The organism is Streptomyces stelliscabiei, from assembly GCF_014873495.1.
Taxonomy (GTDB): domain Bacteria; phylum Actinomycetota; class Actinomycetes; order Streptomycetales; family Streptomycetaceae; genus Streptomyces; species Streptomyces bottropensis.
This window is the reverse complement of record NZ_JADBGF010000001.1, coordinates 1,369,057-1,388,993: the sequence shown is the minus strand read 5'-3', so window position 1 is coordinate 1,388,993 and position 19,937 is coordinate 1,369,057. Positions and strand designations below refer to the sequence as shown.

Genomic DNA, 19,937 nt, shown 5'->3' with positions numbered 1-19,937 from the left:
TGGGCGCCGACCGGAGCGTCGTCGAGGGCGAGGAGGGCGAAAGGACTCATCACATGTAAGCCGCTCGCACGGCGGAGGAGAAGGAAGCCCGTTCATGGCCTCGCCGCGAGCGACGCTACCAGCGGGACCGGGCCCAGGTCGTGCCGATTTTCGACAGGGCGAGCCGCGGACACACGAAAACCGGGAGGCGCCGCGCGGGCGCCCCCCGGTTCGAGGTCGGTGGCGAGGAGAGCGAAGGGACTTGAATCATTTGGAGTGAATGAGAAGGAAGCCCCTCCATGGCCTCGCCGCGGCCAACGCTAGCACTCAGCCCGGGATCAGGTCGCGCAGATTTCCGAGGGTGACGACCCGGGAGTCCGGGTGCAGCCCCTCGGGCCGTTCGAGGCCGAGGTAGGTCACGGGCTCCTCCGGGACCGACCGGCCGTCCCACAGGTCCATCACCGTGTCACCGTCGGACATCAGGTCGATCAGATAGCCCACCGTCAGCTGCTCGCGCTCCACGACGGCACGCACCACCTTGGACACCGACACCTGGTTCTCCTCGACCCTGTTGGCCTCCGAGATGCCCTTCAGATACAGGTGCAGCCACTTCGCGCCCCACCGGCCGTCGTCCCCGCGCCGGAACACCAGCGGCAGCGCCACCCGGCCGACTCCGCGCAGTTCCGACTTCATCCGCACCGTGCGCGGCTCGAAGGGCCGGCCCTTCTGCTCGCCGTCCCGCAGCATGAACCCGAAGAACGACTCCTCGACCTCCTCGAAGCCCTCGCCCGCGTAGATGTTGACCTGCGGCACGACGTAGGCGGCCCGGACCCGGTCCAGGGACAGGTTGATGAACTCCGAGGCCCCCTCGGGCGCTTCGGTGACATCGCCCGAGTGCTCGCCCCCGACGGCCGTGAGGGAGGTGTAGGACAGCCACTCGTCCACGTCGTAGTCGGACCGGAGAAGCAGTGCCGACAGGTCGTAGTCGGTCCGCCGCTCGGTCTCCTTCCAGTACACGAAGAACCGCAGCAGCTCGCCCTCGACCGCCGAGACCGACCCCCGGGGCAGCACTCCGAGCCCGGCGGAGGTCGCCCGGCCGCTGAGCGGCAGCGCCACGTCGAGGATGTCGGGGTCGACCAGCAGCCGGCCGGGCGCCGGGAGGCGGCGGCGTATCTCGGCGTCGAGGGCGGCGATGAGCCGGTCGCGGTCGGCGGCCGGTACGGGTGGCCGCCGGTCCGGGGTCACCCAGGCGCGGCCCCGGCGGTTGACGAAGATGCGCGGCTTCTCGCTCTCCCGCTCCCGGTTGTGGAAGTGCTCGCGCACCGACAGCACGACCCGGCCGGAGACCGCGGGCGCGCCGCGCACCGCGGCGGCCACCACCGCGTCCCGCTCCGTCTGGTCGGCGGCGGCGCGCAGCAGCAGGTCCAGGGCGCGGAACAGCCTGCCGGGCGCGGACTCCAGCAGCTTCACCGCGCCGGGCACGTCACCCGCGCCGAGCAGCTGCTCGGCACGGCTGCCGAAGGACCGTGCCTCCTTCTCGCCCCGCGCGACGGCGAACACGTCGGCGGCGTGCGGCCAGCGCGGGTACTCGTGCGGGTGGAGGCGCTCACCGAGCCGCTTGAACGGCTCGCGGTGCGCGTGCACATCGGCGAGCTTGGCGGGGTTCGCCGCGACCACGGCGTCCAGGCCGGCGAGCAGGGCCCGGCGCGCCGGACGGGACAGGGCCCGGAACCGGGTCGGCTCCTGCAGCGTCACATCGCCGCCCGACAACGCGCAGGCCAGCCGCAGCACATCGGTGACGGTGTCCAGGAGGAGGTCCGCGCCGGCGCCGAGTCGTGCCTCGTTGACGACCGCCCGGTTCTCCCGCACGGGGATCCGCTCCGGCTGGGGGCCGAGCGCGCACCGCCCGGCGAGCAGCGCGAGGTCACCCAGGTGCTCCTCGCCCAGCGGGGTGGTGCTGCCCGCGAGGGCCAGGTACAGGTCGGTGAGTTCGGCGTCCAGGTCGCGGCCGGCGTGCAGGACGGTCACCCGGTCGCCGGCCGCGGCGATCAGCTCGTCCTGGGCCGCCAGCATCTCCTCGTAGGAGTGCTGGTAGCGGCCGTACGTGGGCAGGCTCAGCAGGTCCAGCACCCCGTTCGCCAGCTGCGTCAGCACACTCTCGCGGGACTTCTCGTCGCCGAGGGCCCGCACCACGCACCGTGTCCAGAACTCCTCGGTGTCCGGCACGTTCGCCGGGAAGTCGATGAAGTAGGAGTTGTGGCGGACGTGGTCGCCCACCATCTCGCGCACGGTGCGCAGCGTCCGCCGGGCGGTGTGCAGCACGGCGGCCCCGGACAGCCCCGACAGCCGCTCCAGCAGCTCGGCCGAGAGCTTGAAGCCCACGTCCATGAGGACGGCGTCGAACTGCCGCGCGGCCGCGGCGCCGTCGCCGGCGGACCCGTCGGGGGCGGGAACGCGGTGGGTGTGCCGGATGACCAGCGATGCGAGGCTCTGCGTCATTGCGGGATGATCGCAGAGGTGTGCGAGGCGGCGCACGGGAGTTTCGCCGTACGGCGCCCGGCCCGGAACACGTCCCGTCACACCTCGGCGGCCGCCCGCAGCCTGCGCCGGGCGTGTGCGAGGAACCCGTCCAGGGCGAACTCGAAGGCGGCGTCGGCGCGACCGTCGCCCACCGCGTCCAGGGCCCGGGCCAGGCGCGGAGCGGTCGACTCGTCGGTGATCTCCCACATGGCCACGGGTGCGGCGAGGTCCATCGCCGAGCCCAGGACGACGTTCTCCAGCGCGACCAGCACCGGCATCACGTCCGGGAGGGGGAATCCCGCGTCGAGGAGCAGCGTGACGGCGCGCTCGTACTGTTCGAGGACGCGGGGGGCGCGTACCGGTGAGGTCGTCAGCAGCGGGATGGCCCGGGGGTGGGCCGCGAAGGCGGCGCGGTAGGAGCGGGCCCACGCCTCCAGGGCCTCGTCCCAGGGCCGGAGGTCGAGGGCACTCGCGTCGATGCCCGCCGCGACGCGCTCGCGCAGCAGTTCCACGATGCCGTCCCGGCCGTCCACATGGTGGTACACCGAACCGGTCTGCACCCCCAGTCGCCGGGCGATCTGCGGCACGCTGAACTCACCCTGCGCGTCGAGAAGTTCCAGCGCGGTGGTGGTGATGCGCTCCCTGTCTAGCAGGGGTGTGCGCGGCCTACCCATCTTGTCCGTCCCCTCCGGGGTCTTCCCAGCAGTCCGAGTGAAGGCTACATTGCGAAAACCGAAAGCCTTTAGGTTTGCGGCCCCCGGTCATCCCGCACGGCCCGCCACCCCCGTCTCCCCGCCCGCAGCAGAAGGGCTTTCCCCCATGACCGTCACCCCCGACGCGACCGCCGCCGTCCCGGCCGGAAGCACGTCCTCCACTCCCGCGCCGTCCCTGCGCTCCGGCACCCTCGGCACCACCGACATCGCCTTCTTCGTCGTCTCGGCCGCCGCCCCGCTCACGGTGATGGCGGGCGTCGCCCCGCTCGCCATCCTGATGGGCGGCATCGGCGCCCCCGTCGGCTATCTCCTCGCGGGGCTCACGCTCGCCGTCTTCGCCGTCGGCTTCACGACCATGAGCCGCCACGTCCGCAGCGCCGGTGCCTTCTACGCGTACATCACCCGGGGGCTCGGCCGCCGGGCCGGCATCGGCGCCGCGCTCCTGGCGCTCGTCGGCTACAACGGGATGGAGATCGGCGTCTACGGTCTCCTCGGCACCGCCACCCGGGACACCGCCGACGCCCTGTTCGGCACGCGCATCCCGTGGCTCCCCGTCTCCCTCGTAGGCCTGCTGCTCATCGGCTGGGCCGGCTACCGGTCCATCGACTTCGGCGCCAAACTCCTCGGCGTCCTGCTCGTCGCCGAGACCGGCATCCTGGTGCTGCTCGCCGGGGGAGTGCTGATCAAGGGCGGCGCCGACGGCCTCTCCGTCGCCTCCTTCGCCCCGGACAACGTCATGGTCTCCGGCATGGTGGCCGTCCTGGCCTTCGCGTTCGCCGCGTTCACCGGCTTCGAGTCCACGGTCATCTACCGCCGCGAGGCCCGCGACCCGGCCCGCACGGTACCTCGCGCCACCTACCTCGCCATCGGCTTCCTCGGTCTGTTCTACGCCTTCATCGTGTGGACCGTCATCCAGGCCTTCGGCGACGCCCAGGTCATGGCGGCGGCCGGCGCCGACCCGGCGGCCCTGTTCTTCTCCGCCATCACGACCTACGTCGGCCCCTGGGCGGCCGACCTGATGCGCGTCCTCATCGTCACCAGCGTCCTCGCCTCGCTGCTCGCCTTCCACAACGCCATCAACCGCTACGGCCTCGCCCTCGCCGAGGAGGGGATCCTCCCCAAGGCCCTGGCCCGCGTCCACCCGCGCCACCGCTCCCCGTACGTCGCGGGGATCGCCCAGACCGTGCTCGGCGCCCTCGTCGTCCTGGCCTTCGCCGCGGCCGGCGCCGATCCCTACATGCAGCTGCTCCTGTGGGTGAACACCCCCGGCATGCTCGCCCTGATGCTGCTGCAACTGCTCGCCGCGCTCGCCGTGCCCTTCTACTTCCGGCGGGTCACCCACTCCGAGGGCGTCCTGCGCACGGTCGTGGCCCCCGTGGTCGCGGCGGTACTCCTGGCCGGTGCCCTCACCCTGGTCGTCAGCCACCTCGACCAGTTCACCGGCGCCTCCACCACGGTCAACACCTTGCTGGCGGCCCTCGTCCCGACGGTCCTCGTCATCGGCCTCGTTCTCGCCCGGTGGCTGCGCCGGGCCCGGCCCGAGGTCTACGCGAACTTCGCCGCCGAGCCCCCGGCAGCCGCCGGCGACTGACCCCGCCGCCCCAGCCGACCGCCGCCCCTCACCACCACCGCCACCACCGCCAGGAGACCTCTCCATGCCCACCGCCGACCTCGTCATCACCGGCGCCCACGTCCGCACCCTCGACCCACGGCGGCCCTACGCCACCGCGGTGGCCGTCCGCGACGGCCTGATCGCCGCCGTCGGCGAGGACGCGGACGTCCGGGACTGGCGCGGACCGGGCACCGAGACCGTGGATCTGGGCGGCGGCCCACTGGTGCCGGGCCTGGTGGACAGCCACAGCCACCCCGTGTGGGGCCTGGACATGGCCACCGGCGTCGACCTCACCGCCGTGACCGACCTCGACGGACTGCGCGCCGCGCTCACCGAGGGGGAGCGCGTGGACGGCTGGGTCGTCGGCTACGGCCTGGACCACAACGTCTTCGCCGGCCGGACCGTCGACCGTGCCCTCGTCGAGGACGTCCTGGGCGGCGCCCCCGCGTTCCTGCGCCTGTACGATGGCCACTCGGCCCTCGTCAGCGAGGCGGCCCTCAAGGCCGCCGGCATCACCGGACCGCGCGCCTTCACGCAGCGCTCGCACATCGCCGTCGACGCCGACGGACGGCTCACCGGCCACCTCGTCGAGCACGCCGCGATGGAACTCGTCCAGCTCGTCATGCCCCGGCCCTCGTACGCCGAACGACGCGCCCGGCTGGCCGAGTTGCTCGGCGCGATGGCCGCCACCGGCCTCACCGGCGCCCATGTGATGGACCTCGGCGACCTCGACCTGGTGGGCGCGGTCGCCGAGGAGTCGGTACTGCCGCTCCGGCTGCGCTTCGCCCCCTGGTGCATGCCCGGCGCCGACGCGGACGACCTCGCGGAACTCGTCGGGCTCCAGGGCAGGGGCGGACGGCACTGGCGGGTCGGCGGCGTGAAGTTCTTCATGGACGGCACCGTGGAGGGCGGCACCGCCTGGCTGGACCACCCCGACTGCCACGGCCAGGGCACCGACGCGTTCTGGCCCGACCCCGCCGCCTACAGCGACGCGCTACGGCACCTGCACCGCGCGGGGGTGCGTACGGCGACCCACGCGATCGGCGACGCCGCCGTGCGGCACGTCCTCGACACCGTCGCCTCGCTGGGGCCCGGCGGGCGGCTCGCACACCGGGTGGAGCACATCGAGTCGGTGCCGGACGAGCTGGTGGCGCGGTTCGCGGAGGTGGGGGTCATCGCCTCCATGCAGCCCCCGCACACCGACTACACCCGGGCCGACCTGTCCGACGAGTGGTCGTTGCGGCTCGGCGCGGAGCGAGCGGTCCGGGCCTGGCGGCTGCGCGATCTGCGGGACGCCGGCGCGGTCGTCGCCCTCGGGTCGGACTGGCCCATCGCCCACTTCGACGCGCGGGCCGTGCTGGCCACGGCCCGCGCGCCGCGGGGCGCGGCGTCCTGTGGGGCGGGGCTCACCGGGACGCAGGCGCTGGAGGGTTGCACGAGTCACGCGGCGCTGGCCGCGGGGGAGGCGGACGTCTCGGGTCGTATCGCGGTGGGCTTCCGGGCCGACCTCACCGCGCTGGGGGTCGACCCCGTCGAAGCACCGGCCGACGAGGTCGCCGAGGCACCGGTGCGGTTGACCGTGACGGGCGGTCATGTGGTGCACCGGGGGCTTTGAGTGAGGGGGTCGGGCGGGGCGGGGGTGGGTTCGGTCGTGGGTCGGGTGCGGGTCCGGTGGGGGCTGGTCGCGCAGTTCCCCGCGCCCCTGAAAGCCCAGGCCCCGCTGGGCCTGAAAGCACCAGGCCCAGCGGGCCGGGAAGCCCAGGCCCTGCGGGCCCGAGGACGACGGCCCTGCGGGCCCGAGAAGCACGGGGCGCAGCCCCTGCTTTTCAGGGGCGCGGGGAACTGCGCGACCAGCGCCCACCGGACCCGCTCCCGAACGCACAACCCGGCCGCCCCTCACCCCGGCGGGGACGAGGCCGCCCCCGGCCCGGAGCCGTCAGCCCGGTGAGTCGCCGGCCTCGCGGAGGTCCTTCACCCGCTTGAGCTTGCCGACCGAGCGCTCCAGCGTCTCCGGGTCGACGATCGTCACCTCCACCGTGACGCCCACCCCGTCCTTGACCGCCCGGGCGATCGCCGCGGCCGCCCCCTCCCGGCGGTCGGCGCCCGTGCCCGGCCGGGCCTCGACCCGGACCGTCATCTGGTCCATGCGGCCCCGTCGGGTCAGCAGGACCTGGAAGTGCGGGGCGACATCGGGCGTGCGCAGCACGATCTCCTCGATCTGGCTGGGGAACACGTTCACCCCCCGCAGGATGATCATGTCGTCGCAGCGGCCGGTGACCTTGCGCATCCGGCGGAACGCGGGGCGGGCGGTGCCGGGCAGCAGTCGGGTCAGGTCCCGGGTGCGGTATCGGATGATCGGCAGGGCCTCCTTGGTGAGCGAGGTGAAGACGATCTCGCCCTCCTCACCCTCGGGCAGGACGGCGTCGGTGAGCGGGTCGACCACCTCGGGGTAGAAGTGGTCCTCCCAGATGTGCAGGCCGTCCTTGGTCTCCACGCACTCCTGAGCGACACCCGGGCCCATCACCTCCGACAGCCCGTATATGTCGACCGCGTGGAGGCCCGCCCGCTCCTCGATCTCCCGGCGCATCTCCTCCGTCCACGGCTCGGCCCCGAAGACGCCCACCTCCAGGGAGGTGGAGCGCGGGTCGACGCCCTGCTTCTCGAACTCGTCCAGCAACGTGAGCATGTAGGACGGGGTCACCATGATGATCTCGGGGCGGAAGTCCTGGATGAGCTGGACCTGGCGGGCGGTCATGCCGCCGGAGGCCGGGATCACCGTGCAGCCGGCGCGCTCGGCCCCGTAGTGCGCGCCGAGGCCCCCGGTGAACAAGCCGTAGCCGTAGGAGATGTGCACCTTGTGCCCCGGGCGGCCCCCGGCGGCCCGGATCGAGCGGGCGACCACGTCCGCCCAGCGGGAGAGGTCGTTCTCCGTGTAGCCGACGACCGTGGGGCGCCCGGTGGTGCCGCTGGAGGCGTGCACGCGTCGCACCTCGGACATGGGCACCGCGAACATGCCGAAGGGGTAGGTGTCCCGCAGATCGGCCTTCGTGGTGAAGGGGAAGCGGGCGAGGTCGTCGAGCGAGCGGCAGTCGTCGGGGCCGACCCCGGCCGCGTCGAACTTCCTCCGGTACAGCTCGACGTGGTCGTACGCGTGCCGCAGAGTCGCCCGCAGCCGGTCGAGCTGCAGCTCCCGCAGTCGCTCGGGGATGAGCCGTTCGCCCTCGTCCAGCAGGTCGCGGGGGAGTGGTTCGCCCAGGCTGCTGCTCATCACGACTCCTTCGTGCCCACCGCCCCGTGAGCCGACCGACCATTCGGTTGCTGTGTGTCACCGCCATCAAATCCAGCGTGGTCCCGGCCTGTCAAGAACGCGTTGATCGCGGGAAGGGGTCGAGCGGGTCTTGCCTGCCCGCTCGAATCACGTCACACTGGTCCCGAACGAATGGTCGGTTGGGAAGCTGGTATCGATGACGACGACAGACTCCACCGGGGCGACGCCCCAGGGCGCCGAAGCGGACCCGGACACCCGGGACGCGTTGCTGGAGCACTTCGAGGCGACGATCGCGCGGGACCAGCGGATCGAGCCGCGCGACTGGATGCCCGAGGGCTACCGGAAGACACTCGTCCGGCAGATCGCCCAGCACGCGCACTCGGAGATCATCGGCATGCAGCCGGAGGGCGAGTGGATCACCCGCGCACCCTCGCTGCGCCGCAAGGCGATCCTCTTCGCCAAGGTCCAGGACGAGGCGGGGCACGGGCTGTACCTGTACTCGGCCGCCGAGACCCTGGGCGCGGACCGTGGCGACCTGACCCGGCGGCTGATCGAGGGCCGCCAGAAGTACTCGTCGATCTTCAACTACCCGACGGCGAGCTTCGCCGACGTGGGGGTGATCGGCTGGTTCGTGGACGGCGCGGCGATCTGCAACCAGGTGCCGCTGTGCCGCAGTTCCTACGGGCCGTACGCGCGCGCCATGGTGCGGATCTGCAAGGAGGAGTCCTTCCACCAGCGGCAGGGCTACGAGATGTTGCTGACGATGATGCGCGGCACCGACGCCCAGCGCGAGATGGTCCAGGACGCGGTCAACCGCTGGTGGTGGCCCTCGCTGATGATGTTCGGGCCGCCCGACGACGCCTCGCCCAACTCCGCGCAGTCCATGGCCTGGAAGATCAAGCGGCACAGCAACGACGAGCTGCGGCAGCGCTTCGTCGACATGACCGTCCCGCAGGCGGAGAAGCTCGGCGTGACACTGCCCGACCCCGAGCTGCGCTGGAACGAGGAGCGCGGCCGTCACGACTTCGGCACCCCCGACTGGGCCGAGCTGAAGCGCGTGATCACCGGCGACGGACCGTGCAACGAGCGGCGGATGGAGCGGCGACGGACCGCCCACGAGGAAGGTGCCTGGGTCCGTGAGGCGGCCACCGCCCACGCGGCCAGGCAGAGCGAACGAGCCCGGAAGGGGACGGCGGCATGAACGGCGGCACGACCGGTACGAGCGGCGAAGGCGCGGCCCGTACGGGCGACGGTGGCACGGTCCGCACGAACGACGCGGGTGCGACCCGCACGAACGACGCGGGTACGGCCCGCGCGGACAGGGGCGACTGGCCGCTGTACGAGGTCTTCGTGCGCGGCAAGCGCGGGCTGAACCACGTCCACGTCGGCTCGCTGCACGCCGCCGACGACCAGATGGCCCTCACCCACGCCCGCGACCTCTACACCCGCCGCAACGAGGGCGTCTCCCTGTGGGTGGTGCGCTCCGAGCACATCGCCGCCTCCACCCGCGACGAGAAGGATCCCTTCTTCGAGCCCAGCGCCGACAAGGTGTACCGCCATCCCACGTTCTACGACATCCCCGACGACGTCCCGCACATCTGAGGAGCAGGGCATGAGTGACGACCACGTCTACCTGACCCTCGCCGAGGGACACGAGGACGACGCGCGTTGGGCGTACGGCACCGGCTTCCAGGACCCGCTGCACGGCGTGGACACCACGGTTCCCGAGGGCGTGGACGCCGGTGAACTGGCCGCGGTCTGCGTGGCGTTGGGCGACGACGCCCTGGTCAGCGCGCAGCGGCTCGCCGAGTGGACCACCCGCGCGCCCGAACTGGAGGAGGAGGTGGCCCTCGCCAACATCGGCCTCGACCTCCTCGGCCAGGCCCGTCTGCTGTACTCCCGCGCCGGGCAGGCCGACGGCACCGGACGCGACGAGGACGCGTACGCCTACTTCCGGGACGCCGACGACTTCCGCAACGTCCGCCTCGCCGAACTCCCGTGCGGAGACTTCGCGTTCTCGATCGTCCGGCTGCTCGTGCTGTCCAGCTGGCGCCTCGCGCACTTCGGGCGACTGGTCGGGCACCCCGACCCGGTGCTCGCGGCGATCGCGGCGAAGGGCGTCAAGGAGCTGACCTACCACCGCCAGTACGCCGCCGAATGGGCCGTGCGGCTGGGGGACGGCACCGAGGAGTCGCACCGGCGGATGCGCCGGGCGATGGAGCAGGCCGCCCCATACTTCGGCGAGCTGTTCACCGCGCACGACGTACGGGAGGAGGTCGCCGACGTGCTCCGCCAGGTCACCGAGGCGGCCGGACTGCCCATGCCGGTGTACCGGCCGCTGTCCGGCGCGGGCCGCGACGGCGACCACACCGAGCATCTGGCGCCGCTGCTGGCCGAGTTGCAGAGCGTGGCCCGTGCCCATCCGGAGGCGACATGGTGATCACGCCGACCGAGGCGCGGCGCGCCCGGCACATCGCCGAGCAGGTCCCGGACCCCGAGCTGCCCATGCTGACCCTCGCCGACCTCGGCGTCCTGCGGGACGTCGAGCTGACGGAGGACGGCACGGTGGTCGCGAGCCTGACCCCGACCTACTCCGGCTGCCCGGCCATGGCCGAGATGCGCGCCGACGTGGCGGCCCGGCTGAGCGCCGCCGGATACGCGCGGGTGGAGATCCGTACGGTCCTCAACCCCCCGTGGACGACGGACTGGATCACCGACACCGGCCGCCGCAAACTCACCGAACACGGCATCGCCCCACCCGGCGCGGCGCCCCGGGGCCCGGTCCCCCTCCTGCTGTCACCCACCCGGCGGACGGTCGCCTGCCCGCTCTGCGGCTCGGCGGACACCGAGGAGACCTCGCGCTTCGCCGCCACGTCCTGCAAGTCACTGTGGCGCTGCCGCGCCTGCCGCGAGCCGTTCGAGCACGTCAAGGAGATCTGATGGAAGGCCTCAAGGAAGAACCGACGGGAGGCCCGCGGGCCGGGGCGGTGGCCTCGCCGGTGCCGGCGGGTTCCGTCACTCCGGCGGTCCACGCGCGCACTCGCCGCCGTCCGGCCTTCCACGCCCTGCGCGTCGCCTCCGTGGAGCCGCTCTGCGAGGACGCCGTCGCCGTCGGTTTCGCGATCCCGGCGGAGCTGGCGGAGGAGTTCGCCTTCGCGCCCGGTCAGTCGCTGACCCTGCGGCGCGAGATCGACGGACGCGACGAGCGCCGCTCGTACTCGATCTGTTCGCCGGCCGGTACGACGCCGCGCATCGGTGTACGGGTCGTGCCGGGCGGGCTGTTCTCGTCGTGGCTCGTGGACGACGTACGGCCCGGTGACACCGTCGACGTCATGGGCCCCACCGGGTTCTTCACCCCCGACCTCGGCACCCCCGGCCACCATGTGCTGATCGCGGCGGGTTCCGGCATCACACCCATGGTCTCCATCGCCGAGTCCGTACTGGCCGCCGATCCCTCTTCAGCCGTCACCCTCTTCTACGGCAACCGCCGCAGCGGCACGGTGATGTTCGCCGACGAGCTGGCCGACCTGAAGGACCTGTACCCGGCCCGCTTCCAGCTCGCCCACGTCCTCTCCCGCGAACCCCGCGAGGCCGAGCTGCTGTCGGGCCGCCTCGACGCCGACCGGCTCTCGGCGCTGATCGGCTCCCTGGTCGACGTCGGCACCGCGGACCACTGGTGGCTGTGCGGTCCGCACGGCATGGTCCGCGATGCCCAGCGGGTGCTGGCCGGACTCGGGGTGCCGGAGGACCGGGTCCATCAGGAGCTGTTCTACGCCGACGACGAGCCCGTGCGGGAGGCCCGGCACGAGGAGGCCGTCGCCGAGGGCCCCGTCAGCGAGGTCACCGTCACCCTCGACGGCCGCTCCACCACGGCCGCGCTCTCCCGCGAGCGGAGCATCCTGGACGGCGCCCAGCGCACCCGCCCCGATCTGCCCTTCGCCTGCAAGGGGGGCGTCTGCGGCACCTGCCGGGCCCTGGTCACCGACGGCAAGGCCGACATGCGACGCAACTTCGCGCTCGAACCGGCGGAGGTGGCCGCGGGGTATGTCCTGACCTGCCAGTCGTACGCGGTGTCGGAGACGCTGACGGTCGACTTCGACACGTGAGGGATGGGGGCGGCGGCGGGCGGGCTGGGGGGCGAGTTCGGTCCTGGGTCGGGTGCGGGGAAGTGGGGGCTGGTCGCGCAGTTCCCCGCACCCCCAAAAGCACCAGGCCCGCAGGCCTGAAAGCCCAGGCCTTTCGGGCCTGCGAACCTGAAAGCCCAGCGACGGCCCTTCGGGCCCGAAAAGCACGGGGCGCAGCCCCTGCTTTTCAGGGGCGCGGGGAACTGCGCGACCAGCCCCCACCCACCCGCACTCGAACGAACAACCCCACGACCTCCCCGGCCGGTCAGTCCCTCGCCGGCCGGCCCGCCGCCGCGCCGATCGACTCCACCAACGGCGACAGCCGGTAGGGCACGCGCTCCCTGAGCGCGACCTCCGTGCGGGTGCGCACGACACCCGGCAGGCTGATCAGCGCCTGGATGACATCCTCCAGCTGCGCGTTGTCCCGGGCCACCACCCGGGTCAGGAGGTCGCCGCCACCGGTGATCGAGAACGCCTCGATGATCTCCGGTACGGCCGCGAGCGCGTCCCCCACGTCGTCCAGGTGTCCCTGCGTCACCTCGATGTGCACGAACGCCAGCACGGGGTGGCCGAGCGCGGCGGGGGAGAGGGACGGGCTCGTGCCCGTGATCACGCCGTCGCGTTCCAGCCGGTCGAGGCGGGCCTGCAGCGTGCCCCGGGCGACGCCGAGGATGCGGGCGCACTCCCGCACGCTGGTGCGCGGCTGGTCCAGGAGCAGCCGCAGGATGCGGGTGTCTAGTTCGTCCACGGCCATGGTCCGTTGGCCTCCTTCTGGCTCAGGGTGAAGAAGCCGCACTGTACCAATGGTCCAGTGCATAGGGCGCCGGTTGAGCCACCGGGCCTCTGGTGGTTTCCTGATGACCATCGATGGCGCCGCGCAGCGCAGGACGGCAATGAGGCCGGTCCGTGCCCGCGGCGCCATTTCCATGCCGTGACGGCGTGGTCGGACTTCGAAGGCCCCGCAGGGGCCTCAGCGAACAGGAGAGGACGGGCGGCCGGCGGTGAAGAGGATGTTCATGGCTCCGGACCCGGGGCGCCTGAGGCTTCGGGTCGCGCTGCGGGCGGTGCTCGGCATCGGTCTCGCGGTGACCGCGGCGGAGGCGGCCGGGCTGTCGCTGACCGCCTCGATCGCGGCCGGGCTCACGGCGCTCCTCGCCCTCTTCACGGTCGCCGACCCCACCGTGCGCGGTCAGGCGGTCACCACCGCCCTGCTGCCCGCCGCCGGCTTCCCGGTGCTGGCCCTCGCGACGGTGCTGCACGACCTGCCGACGCTGCGCGACGCGCTCTGGCTCGTGGTGATCTTCTGCGGCGTCCACGCCCGCCGCTGGGGGCCACGCGGCCACGCGCTCGGCATCTTCGCCTTCATGACCTTCTTCGTCACCCAGTTCCTGCACGCCGTCCCCGGCCAGCTGCCGGAGCTGTACACGGCGATGACCCTCGCGCTGACGGCCTCCTCGGCCGTGCGCTTCGGCGCCTGGTGCATCGAGCGCCGCTTCCCGCCGCCGGCCGCCCCCGCCCCGGGCGACGGCCGGGGACTCGCCCGGTCCACCACCCGGCAGGCCTTCCAGGCGAGCGCCGCCTGCGCCTTCGCGATGGCCATCGGGCAGGTCCTCTCGCAGGAACGCTGGTACTGGGCCGTCGGCACCGCCTGGTGGATCTTCGTGAACACCACCTCGCGCGGCGAGACCCTGGTCCGCGGCTTCCGGCGCCTGGTCGGCACGGTCACCGGCATCCTCGTCGGCCTGCTGGTCGCCGTCCCCCTGCACGGCGCCCCGGCCCCCACCGCCGCACTGGTCGCCGTCTGCGTGTTCGGCATCTTCTACACCGCCGCCGTGTCGTACTCCTGGATGATGCTCTGCGTCACCGTGATGGCGGCCCTGCTCTACGGTCTCCTCGGTGTCCTGGACCCCGCGCTCCTCGGCCTGCGCCTGGCGCAGACCGGGGTCGGCGCGCTCGGCGCCGCCCTCGCCGTGGCCCTCGTCCTCCCCGTCACCACGCACGCCGTCACCGACCGGTGGGTGCGCCGGGCCCTGCACGCGGTGCACGCCTGCACCGCGACGGCGGCCCGGAGCCTCGCGGGAGACCCCGACGCGGACCCGGCTCCGCACGTGGCGGAGCTGGAGGCGCTCCTCGGGCGCGTACGACTGTCCCTCGCGCCTCTGGTCCACCCCCTCAACCCGTTGCGCCGACGCAAGGAACGGGCCCGCCGGGTGCTCGCCCTGCTCGACGACTGCGCCCGCGAGGCCCGAGGCCTCGGGGAGGTCGTGCGAGCCCCCCACGGCACCCACGGTGTCCCCCACGCTTCCCGCGCGGCCCGCGCCGACCACGGCGGACCCCGTACCGCGTCCGGGGCGCACCTCCTCGCCGTCGACGCCGACCCGGGCGCCTCCTCCCACGGAGCCCGCCTCACCGCGGCCTGCCTCCGCGTCGAATCGGCCGTCGAGACCCTGGTCGGCGCGCTGCCCGAGCGTCCCGCCCCGGCGCACGCCGGCGCCCGGCACCCGGACCGTCACCCCGGCGCGGAGCAGGCCCTCGCGCATCTCCACGGTCTGGAGCGCGCCCTCGCGGACCTGGCCCCGCCGCTGCGCGGTTCCTCCCTCGTACAGACTTTGGTCTAGACCTCCTGCTACTGTTCGCCCGCACACCGGGCGAGCGGGAGGGGACGACAGTGACGACAGCGCCTCGGGCGACGGGCGGACAGCGGCCACGACGGGCCTACATCGGGTCGTTCACCTCGGCGGGCGGCCCGGGCGTCCTCGCCGCCGCCGTGGACGACGAGAGCGGCGCCCTGACCGTCCTCGGCGGCACGGACGACGTTCCCGACCCGTCCTACCTCGCCCTCGCACCGGACGGCGACACCCTCTACGCCGTCAGCGAGCGGACCGAGGGTGCCGTGGCCGCCTACCGGGTGACGGGCGACAAGCCCGAGTTGACCGGGCCGCCCGTGACGGTGGGCGGCGGTCCCACGCACCTGTGTCTGCACGCCGGCCACGTGCTGACCGCCGACTACGGCTCCGGCAGCGTCACCGCCGTCCCCCTGCGCCCCGACGGCACCCTCGCCCCCTCCGCGTCAGGAACGCTCCGGCACACCGGAGCGGGGCCGGACCCGCTTCACCGGCGGGAACCGCACGCCCACCAGGTGGTGCCCGCCCCGGACGGCCGCCACTTCCTGGGTGTCGACCTCGGCACGGACTCGGTGCGGGTGTGCGCGTTCGAGGACGGCGTCCCCGTCGTGCTCCACGAGACGGCCCTGCGGCCGGGCTCGGGACCACGCCACCTCGCCCTCCACCCGGGCGGACCGGACGGACAGGGCGGGGCGTCCGTGTACGTCCTGAACGAACTCGCCGCCACGGTCACCGTGTGCCGCTGGAAGGCGCCTGACGGCCCACTGGAGCCGCTGCGAGAGATATCGGTGCTCCCGCAAGCCCCCGCGGGCGACGCGTACCCCTCGGGCATCGCCGTGTCCCCCGACGGGCGTTTCCTGTGGACCGCCACCCGGGGTGCGGACGTCCTGTCGGTGCTCGCCGTCGAGGACGCCGGGCCGCGCCTGGTCGCGACCGTGCCCTGCGGCGGCCACTGGCCGCGCGCCCTGGCCCACGCGGCCGGGACGCTGTACGTGGCCAACGAGCGGTCGGGTGACGTCACCTGGTTCACGGTGGACCCGGAGACGGGCACACCGGTGCGCGGCGGCTCGATCGAGGTGCCGGCGGCGTCCTGTGTCGTCCTGGACGTCTGAACGGCAACCCGGTACCGGCACGGCCGAGGGCCCGCTCCTGCGAGAGGAGCGGGCCCTCGGCCGTACGGGTCGCGGTCCGGGATCGGAGCACCCGGCTCAGCGAACCGGCATGCCCTGCGGCTGCTGCGGCGCGATGCCGAGCGCGGTGGTGTACTTGCCGAGCGCCAGCTTGCCGATCGCCGGGTAGGGGCCGAGCGCCTCGGCGGCGGAGCAGCCCGCCTCCTTCGCGGCGGCCTCGACCAGCCCGGCGTCGATCTCCGGCCCTATCAGGTACGGCGCGAGCGCCAGCTGCTGGGAGCCCGAGGAACGCAGCTGCTCGGCCACGGAGGTGATGGAGCCCTCCTGGTCCAGGGCGGCCGCCATCACCGGCACGGCGAGGCGCGCGGCCAGCAGCATGCCCGTGATCCCGGCGGCCTGCACGGCCTCCTCGCCGCCCACGGTGGCGAGGACGATGCCGTCCGCGGCGGTGGCCACGGTGAACAGCCGGGCCCGGTCGGCACGTGCCAGACCGGCCTCGGACAGGCGCACGTGCAGCGCCTCGGCGAGCAGCGGGTGCGGGCCGAGGACATCGGTCAGCTCGGCCGCGATACGGCTCTCCATGACGGCCTGGCGTACCTGGCGCAGGGTGGCGCTGTCCGGGCCGGCCAGCAGGGGCACGACGACGGCGACGAGGCCCTCCGGCTCCTTGACGTCCAGACCGGCGGCACGCGCCTGCTCGTAACGGGCGGTGCGCTCCTCGGCGGCGCGGGCGAGCACCGACTGCAGCGTGGGGAACTCGTCGGCGCCACCGTCGACATAGCCGATACGGGCGTCGAGGCCGGGCAGCTCGGAGCGCGCGATGCTCACGACCTCCTCGGCGAGGCCGCGCGTGGCGGCGCTGGGCGTGCCGGGCACCGCGAGGACGAGCGCGGGCGCGCCCTCGGGAGCCGCCAGGGGCTCCGGGCGGCGGTGCCGCCCGGGCTGGCGGGGTCGCGGCATTCGTACTGGCAGGCCGGACGCGGGCCCAGTGGGGGAGCTCATGGCGCCGCATGTTACTGGCTTCTTGGGCTCCCCTGTTCGGGGAGGGTGCAGGTGAGCGGTATCCGTCCTGATTTGTCTGATGAGTTACGGGCCGATCAGGGTCGATCACTACCGCATATATCTACCGAGGGCCGCACTTGGGTGTGAACGGTGGTGCTTGTCCGACAAGCTGGATTACTCCCTTTTGCGGGGACTACTTTTCGGCCACCATGTACAACATCCGCTCGTCGTACGGCAACCCCGGACCCTCACCCGCCAGCGCGGCCGCGATACGTACGGCTCCGACCAGCGGACCTCCCTCCGCCGGCACCAGCGGAGCATGCGGCAGCAGCTTCGCCAACTCCGCCGCCAGCGGGACGCGCAGCGGATCGCCCAGCTTGAACAGGCCGCCGGTCAGGGCCACTCGGGGCTCGCCCGACGCCGGGCAGACGGCGGCCGCCGCGTCGGCCATGTGCCGGGCCGCCTCGCGCAGGACGTCCGCCGCCACCGGATCGTCCGCGGCGCACACGCCCACCTCGGGCGCGAAGGAGGCGAGGACCGCCGGGCGGTCCGGCCTCGGGTAGAGCAGACCGGGAAGTCCGTCCAGCGGGCCGAACCGCTCCTCGGCGCGCGCCAGCAGCCGCGCCGAACCACCGCTGCGCCCGTCGTACGCCCGCAGCGCCGCCTCCAGTCCGGCCCGCCCGATCCACGCCCCGCCGCCGCAGTCCCCGAGCAGATGGCCCCAGCCGTCCGCCCGGCGCCAGCTCTCCAGGTCCGTGCCGATCGCGATCAGCCCGGTGCCGGCCGCGATCACCGCGCCCGGCCGCACACCGAGGGCGCCGGTGTACGCGGCGACCGCGTCGGCCACCAGCGCGATCCGCCGCACCCCCAACTCGCGCGTCAGCGCCGACGGCAGCTCCGCGCGCAGCTGCTCGCCGAGCGTCGCGAACCCGGCGGCTCCCACGGCCACGGCGACCGGGCCACCGCACCCGGCCTCGTCGATCAACCGTCGCGCCATGGGCAGCAACCGCTCCAGCAGATGCCCGGCGTCGATCCCTCGCGTCCCGGTCCGCACGGGCTCCGCGGAGGCCACCGGCTCTCCGAGCACCTCGGTGCCCCGAGCCAGGACCGCCCGCAGTCCGGAGCCGCCGGAGTCCACGGCGAGCACGACGGGAGGCGCGCCGGTCATGGCAGTCGCCGGTCCACGGGAGCGCCGCTCCGGCGGGCCGGCACCCTGTCGAGGGGCAGCACCCCCTGCCGCGTCCATGACGTCAGGTCCGTGCAGAGAGGACGCGGGGTGGGCCGAGGATGAGAACCATGGCGGTGGAGTGGCCCGAGCACCGGGTGCGACAAGTCCCCTCCTTCCCGGTGACCGGCGGCGTGACCTGCTCGACCGGTTCGAAGATCTGGATGACGACGAAGGGTAGCGCCTGCGGGGCGGGCGGCGCGGGCGTCCTGCCGGGGTATGCGGGGTGTCTGTGTGTGCCAGTAGAGTGACGCGCCGTGGCACCACGACCTTTGCATGAACTTGTCGAAGCGGGCTGGGCGAAGGCCCTTGAGCCGGTGGCCGAACGTATCGCCGGGATGGGGGACTTCCTGCGGGCCGAGATAGCGGCGGGCCGGACTTATCTGCCGTCCGGGGCGAACGTCCTGCGGGCCTTCCAGCAGCCCTTCGACGACGTCCGCGTCCTGATCGTCGGTCAGGATCCCTATCCCACTCCGGGCATGGCGATCGGGTTGAGCTTCGCCGTCTCGCCGGAGGTGCGTTCGCTGCCGGGCAGTCTGGAGAACATCTATCGCGAGATGCACTCCGACCTCGGGCTGCCCAGGCCGTCGAACGGTGATCTGACGCCGTGGGCACAGCAGGGCGTCCTGCTGCTCAACAGGGCCCTCACCACGGCCCCGCGCAAGCCGGCGGCGCACCGCGGAAAGGGCTGGGAGGAGGTCACCGAGCAGGCGATACGGGCGCTGGCCGGGCGGGGGAAGCCGCTGGTGTCCATCCTCTGGGGCCGCGACGCGCGCAATCTGCGGCCGTTGCTGGGAGAGCTTCCGGCGATCGAGTCCGCGCATCCGTCCCCGATGTCGGCCGACCGGGGTTTCTTCGGTTCACGTCCGTTCAGCCGGGCCAACGACCTGCTGCTGCAGCAGGGCGCCCAGCCCGTGGACTGGCGCCTGCCGTAGGGCACGGTGCGCGTGCGTGGCTCGGAGGATGTCGGTCTTCCGGCCGGGGGAGGGACGGGCTCCTGGCACCGCGCCCGTCGAGCGGAGGATCGGGTGACGATCCGGTCGCCCGCCGCACCCGGTTGCGTCGGGTCCTGGCGTCCGGTTCGGCCTCCCTCACGGGACGAGCGGTGCGGTCCCGGCGCGGGCGGCCCGCAGCCCCCGCCGGACCGGTGCCCGCCGAGGCAGCCGGGCACCCGTACCGGTGGCCGGGAGGAACGCGTCCGTCAGACGGCGGGCTTGCGGAACTGTTCGATCAGCGCCGCGTGGCCGCTGTCGGCATGACGGTCGGCCGCCGCGCGGTCGACGAGCGCCTTGAAGAAGCGGGGCAGTTCGGCGTTGATGCCGAGGGTCTCGCTTTCCTCGGCGAGGTGTCCCAGCGCGTCCTGGTGGACCGTCATGGTCGCGTCGCCCGCCGGGTACGTGCCCTCGTCGATCTGCGGGGCGTACGCGGTCACGTACTCGGTGACCACGTTGATCATCGTGTTGGCCGGCGGGGCGAAGGTGGTGGCCTTCACGTCGGCGGTGCCCAGCAGTGCGGCACCCTGGAGGAGGCCGTCGAGGATGCCCCACATGATGCCCAGCAGCGGCATGTCGTAGAGCGCGGACAGTCCGTGGTCGGTGTCCAGGTAGGTGGTGCCCGCGGCGCCCAGCGCGCGCAGCGTCGCCTCGGGCTCGTCGAAGGCCGCCTTCGGGCCGCTGTGGAGCAGCACGGCGGCGTCGGTGGCGGTGTTCGGCGGGATCGCCATGATGGCGCCGTCGAGGT

Annotated in this window: 17 protein-coding genes; 10 read left to right on the top strand and 7 right to left on the bottom strand. The window is 73.3% G+C overall.

The window, feature by feature from the left end; genetic code table 11:
* Positions 1-306: 306 nt before the first annotated feature.
* Positions 307-2,478, bottom strand: coding sequence for a TerD family protein (locus H4687_RS06040; RefSeq protein ID WP_046916521.1), 2,172 nt, complete (start codon positions 2,476-2,478; stop codon positions 307-309).
* Between the two features lie 77 nt (positions 2,479-2,555).
* Positions 2,556-3,173, bottom strand: coding sequence for a TetR/AcrR family transcriptional regulator C-terminal domain-containing protein (locus H4687_RS06035; RefSeq protein WP_046916522.1), 618 nt, complete (start codon positions 3,171-3,173; stop codon positions 2,556-2,558).
* Between the two features lie 145 nt (positions 3,174-3,318).
* On the opposite strand from H4687_RS06035, the gene H4687_RS06030 reads away from it, so the two are divergent.
* Complete coding sequence (locus H4687_RS06030; protein WP_046920413.1) at positions 3,319-4,803, top strand: APC family permease; 1,485 nt, start codon at positions 3,319-3,321, stop codon at positions 4,801-4,803.
* Positions 4,804-4,867: 64 nt separating this feature from the next.
* Positions 4,868-6,439, top strand: a complete 1,572-nt coding sequence (locus H4687_RS06025; RefSeq protein ID WP_050398041.1) for an amidohydrolase — start codon at positions 4,868-4,870, stop codon at positions 6,437-6,439.
* A gap of 321 nt (positions 6,440-6,760) precedes the next feature.
* Here H4687_RS06025 and paaK read toward each other — a convergent pair whose 3' ends face one another.
* Entirely contained in the window at positions 6,761-8,092 is a 1,332-nt protein-coding gene (gene paaK / locus H4687_RS06020; protein WP_046920192.1) for a phenylacetate--CoA ligase PaaK, read from the bottom strand.
* 196 nt (positions 8,093-8,288) lie between these two features.
* On the opposite strand from paaK, the gene paaA reads away from it, so the two are divergent.
* The 5 genes from paaA to paaE all read left to right on the top strand — a co-directional run bounded on the left by paaA (position 8,289) and on the right by paaE (position 12,198).
* Positions 8,289-9,293 carry a 1,2-phenylacetyl-CoA epoxidase subunit PaaA gene (gene paaA / locus H4687_RS06015; protein WP_046920191.1) on the top strand — a complete coding sequence of 335 codons (1,005 nt, stop codon included), beginning with the start codon at positions 8,289-8,291 and terminating at the stop codon, positions 9,291-9,293.
* Between the two features lie 134 nt (positions 9,294-9,427).
* Entirely contained in the window at positions 9,428-9,694 is a 267-nt protein-coding gene (gene paaB / locus H4687_RS06010) for a 1,2-phenylacetyl-CoA epoxidase subunit PaaB (RefSeq protein ID WP_028796737.1), read from the top strand.
* 10 nt (positions 9,695-9,704) lie between these two features.
* Positions 9,705-10,532, top strand: a complete 828-nt coding sequence (paaC, locus tag H4687_RS06005) for a 1,2-phenylacetyl-CoA epoxidase subunit PaaC (RefSeq protein WP_046920190.1) — start codon at positions 9,705-9,707, stop codon at positions 10,530-10,532.
* On the top strand, positions 10,526-11,032 hold the full coding sequence (paaD, locus tag H4687_RS06000) for a 1,2-phenylacetyl-CoA epoxidase subunit PaaD (RefSeq protein ID WP_005474892.1): 507 nt from the start codon (positions 10,526-10,528) through the stop codon (positions 11,030-11,032). The genes paaC and paaD overlap by 7 nt, the downstream gene beginning before the upstream one ends.
* The gene (paaE, locus tag H4687_RS05995) at positions 11,032-12,198 is read left to right on the top strand and encodes a 1,2-phenylacetyl-CoA epoxidase subunit PaaE (protein ID WP_046920189.1); all 1,167 of its coding nucleotides are present in this window, start codon (positions 11,032-11,034) and stop codon (positions 12,196-12,198) included. Before paaD ends, paaE begins: the two co-directional genes overlap by 1 nt.
* Before the next feature lie 283 nt (positions 12,199-12,481).
* Here the strand turns inward: paaE and H4687_RS05990 are convergent, their stop codons facing one another.
* Positions 12,482-12,970 (bottom strand): Lrp/AsnC family transcriptional regulator, encoded by a 489-nt coding sequence (locus H4687_RS05990; RefSeq protein ID WP_046918369.1) that lies wholly within the window; start codon positions 12,968-12,970, stop codon positions 12,482-12,484.
* Between the two features lie 256 nt (positions 12,971-13,226).
* Between H4687_RS05990 and H4687_RS05985 the strand changes: the two genes are divergently transcribed.
* Positions 13,227-14,834, top strand: coding sequence for an FUSC family protein (locus tag H4687_RS05985; RefSeq protein ID WP_046918370.1), 1,608 nt, complete (start codon positions 13,227-13,229; stop codon positions 14,832-14,834).
* A 50-nt stretch (positions 14,835-14,884) separates the two neighbouring features.
* Complete coding sequence (locus H4687_RS05980) at positions 14,885-15,952, top strand: lactonase family protein (protein ID WP_046918371.1); 1,068 nt, start codon at positions 14,885-14,887, stop codon at positions 15,950-15,952.
* Positions 15,953-16,048: 96 nt separating this feature from the next.
* On the opposite strand, the gene H4687_RS05975 is transcribed toward H4687_RS05980, so the two are convergent.
* A complete protein-coding gene (locus H4687_RS05975) occupies positions 16,049-16,972 on the bottom strand; it encodes a sirohydrochlorin chelatase (protein ID WP_097250896.1) in 924 nt (307 codons plus the stop codon).
* Between the two features lie 193 nt (positions 16,973-17,165).
* Complete coding sequence (locus H4687_RS05970) at positions 17,166-18,140, bottom strand: N-acetylglucosamine kinase (RefSeq protein WP_046918373.1); 975 nt, start codon at positions 18,138-18,140, stop codon at positions 17,166-17,168.
* A 314-nt stretch (positions 18,141-18,454) separates the two neighbouring features.
* On the opposite strand from H4687_RS05970, the gene H4687_RS05965 reads away from it, so the two are divergent.
* The gene (locus tag H4687_RS05965; protein ID WP_046918374.1) at positions 18,455-19,132 is read left to right on the top strand and encodes a uracil-DNA glycosylase; all 678 of its coding nucleotides are present in this window, start codon (positions 18,455-18,457) and stop codon (positions 19,130-19,132) included.
* Between the two features lie 266 nt (positions 19,133-19,398).
* Here H4687_RS05965 and H4687_RS05960 read toward each other — a convergent pair whose 3' ends face one another.
* On the bottom strand, positions 19,399-19,920 hold the full coding sequence (locus H4687_RS05960) for an imine reductase family protein (RefSeq protein WP_225966615.1): 522 nt from the start codon (positions 19,918-19,920) through the stop codon (positions 19,399-19,401).
* Positions 19,921-19,937 lie beyond the last annotated feature (17 nt).

Excerpts from the sequence above, each read along its gene's own strand:
- H4687_RS06040 (WP_046916521.1), bottom strand. The coding sequence starts at position 2,478 with ATGACGCAGAGCCTCGCATCGCTGGTCATCCGGCACACCCACCGCGTT.
- H4687_RS06035 (WP_046916522.1), bottom strand. The coding sequence starts at position 3,173 with ATGGGTAGGCCGCGCACACCCCTGCTAGACAGGGAGCGCATCACCACC.
- H4687_RS06030 (WP_046920413.1), top strand. The coding sequence starts at position 3,319 with ATGACCGTCACCCCCGACGCGACCGCCGCCGTCCCGGCCGGAAGCACG.
- H4687_RS06025 (WP_050398041.1), top strand. The coding sequence starts at position 4,868 with ATGCCCACCGCCGACCTCGTCATCACCGGCGCCCACGTCCGCACCCTC.
- paaK (WP_046920192.1), bottom strand. The coding sequence starts at position 8,092 with ATGAGCAGCAGCCTGGGCGAACCACTCCCCCGCGACCTGCTGGACGAG.
- paaA (WP_046920191.1), top strand. The coding sequence starts at position 8,289 with ATGACGACGACAGACTCCACCGGGGCGACGCCCCAGGGCGCCGAAGCG.
- paaC (WP_046920190.1), top strand. The coding sequence starts at position 9,705 with ATGAGTGACGACCACGTCTACCTGACCCTCGCCGAGGGACACGAGGAC.
- paaD (WP_005474892.1), top strand. The coding sequence starts at position 10,526 with ATGGTGATCACGCCGACCGAGGCGCGGCGCGCCCGGCACATCGCCGAG.
- paaE (WP_046920189.1), top strand. The coding sequence starts at position 11,032 with ATGGAAGGCCTCAAGGAAGAACCGACGGGAGGCCCGCGGGCCGGGGCG.
- H4687_RS05990 (WP_046918369.1), bottom strand. The coding sequence starts at position 12,970 with ATGGCCGTGGACGAACTAGACACCCGCATCCTGCGGCTGCTCCTGGAC.
- H4687_RS05985 (WP_046918370.1), top strand. The coding sequence starts at position 13,227 with ATGTTCATGGCTCCGGACCCGGGGCGCCTGAGGCTTCGGGTCGCGCTG.
- H4687_RS05975 (WP_097250896.1), bottom strand. The coding sequence starts at position 16,972 with ATGAGCTCCCCCACTGGGCCCGCGTCCGGCCTGCCAGTACGAATGCCG.
- H4687_RS05970 (WP_046918373.1), bottom strand. The coding sequence starts at position 18,140 with ATGACCGGCGCGCCTCCCGTCGTGCTCGCCGTGGACTCCGGCGGCTCC.
- H4687_RS05960 (WP_225966615.1), bottom strand. The coding sequence starts at position 19,920 with ATGGCGATCCCGCCGAACACCGCCACCGACGCCGCCGTGCTGCTCCAC.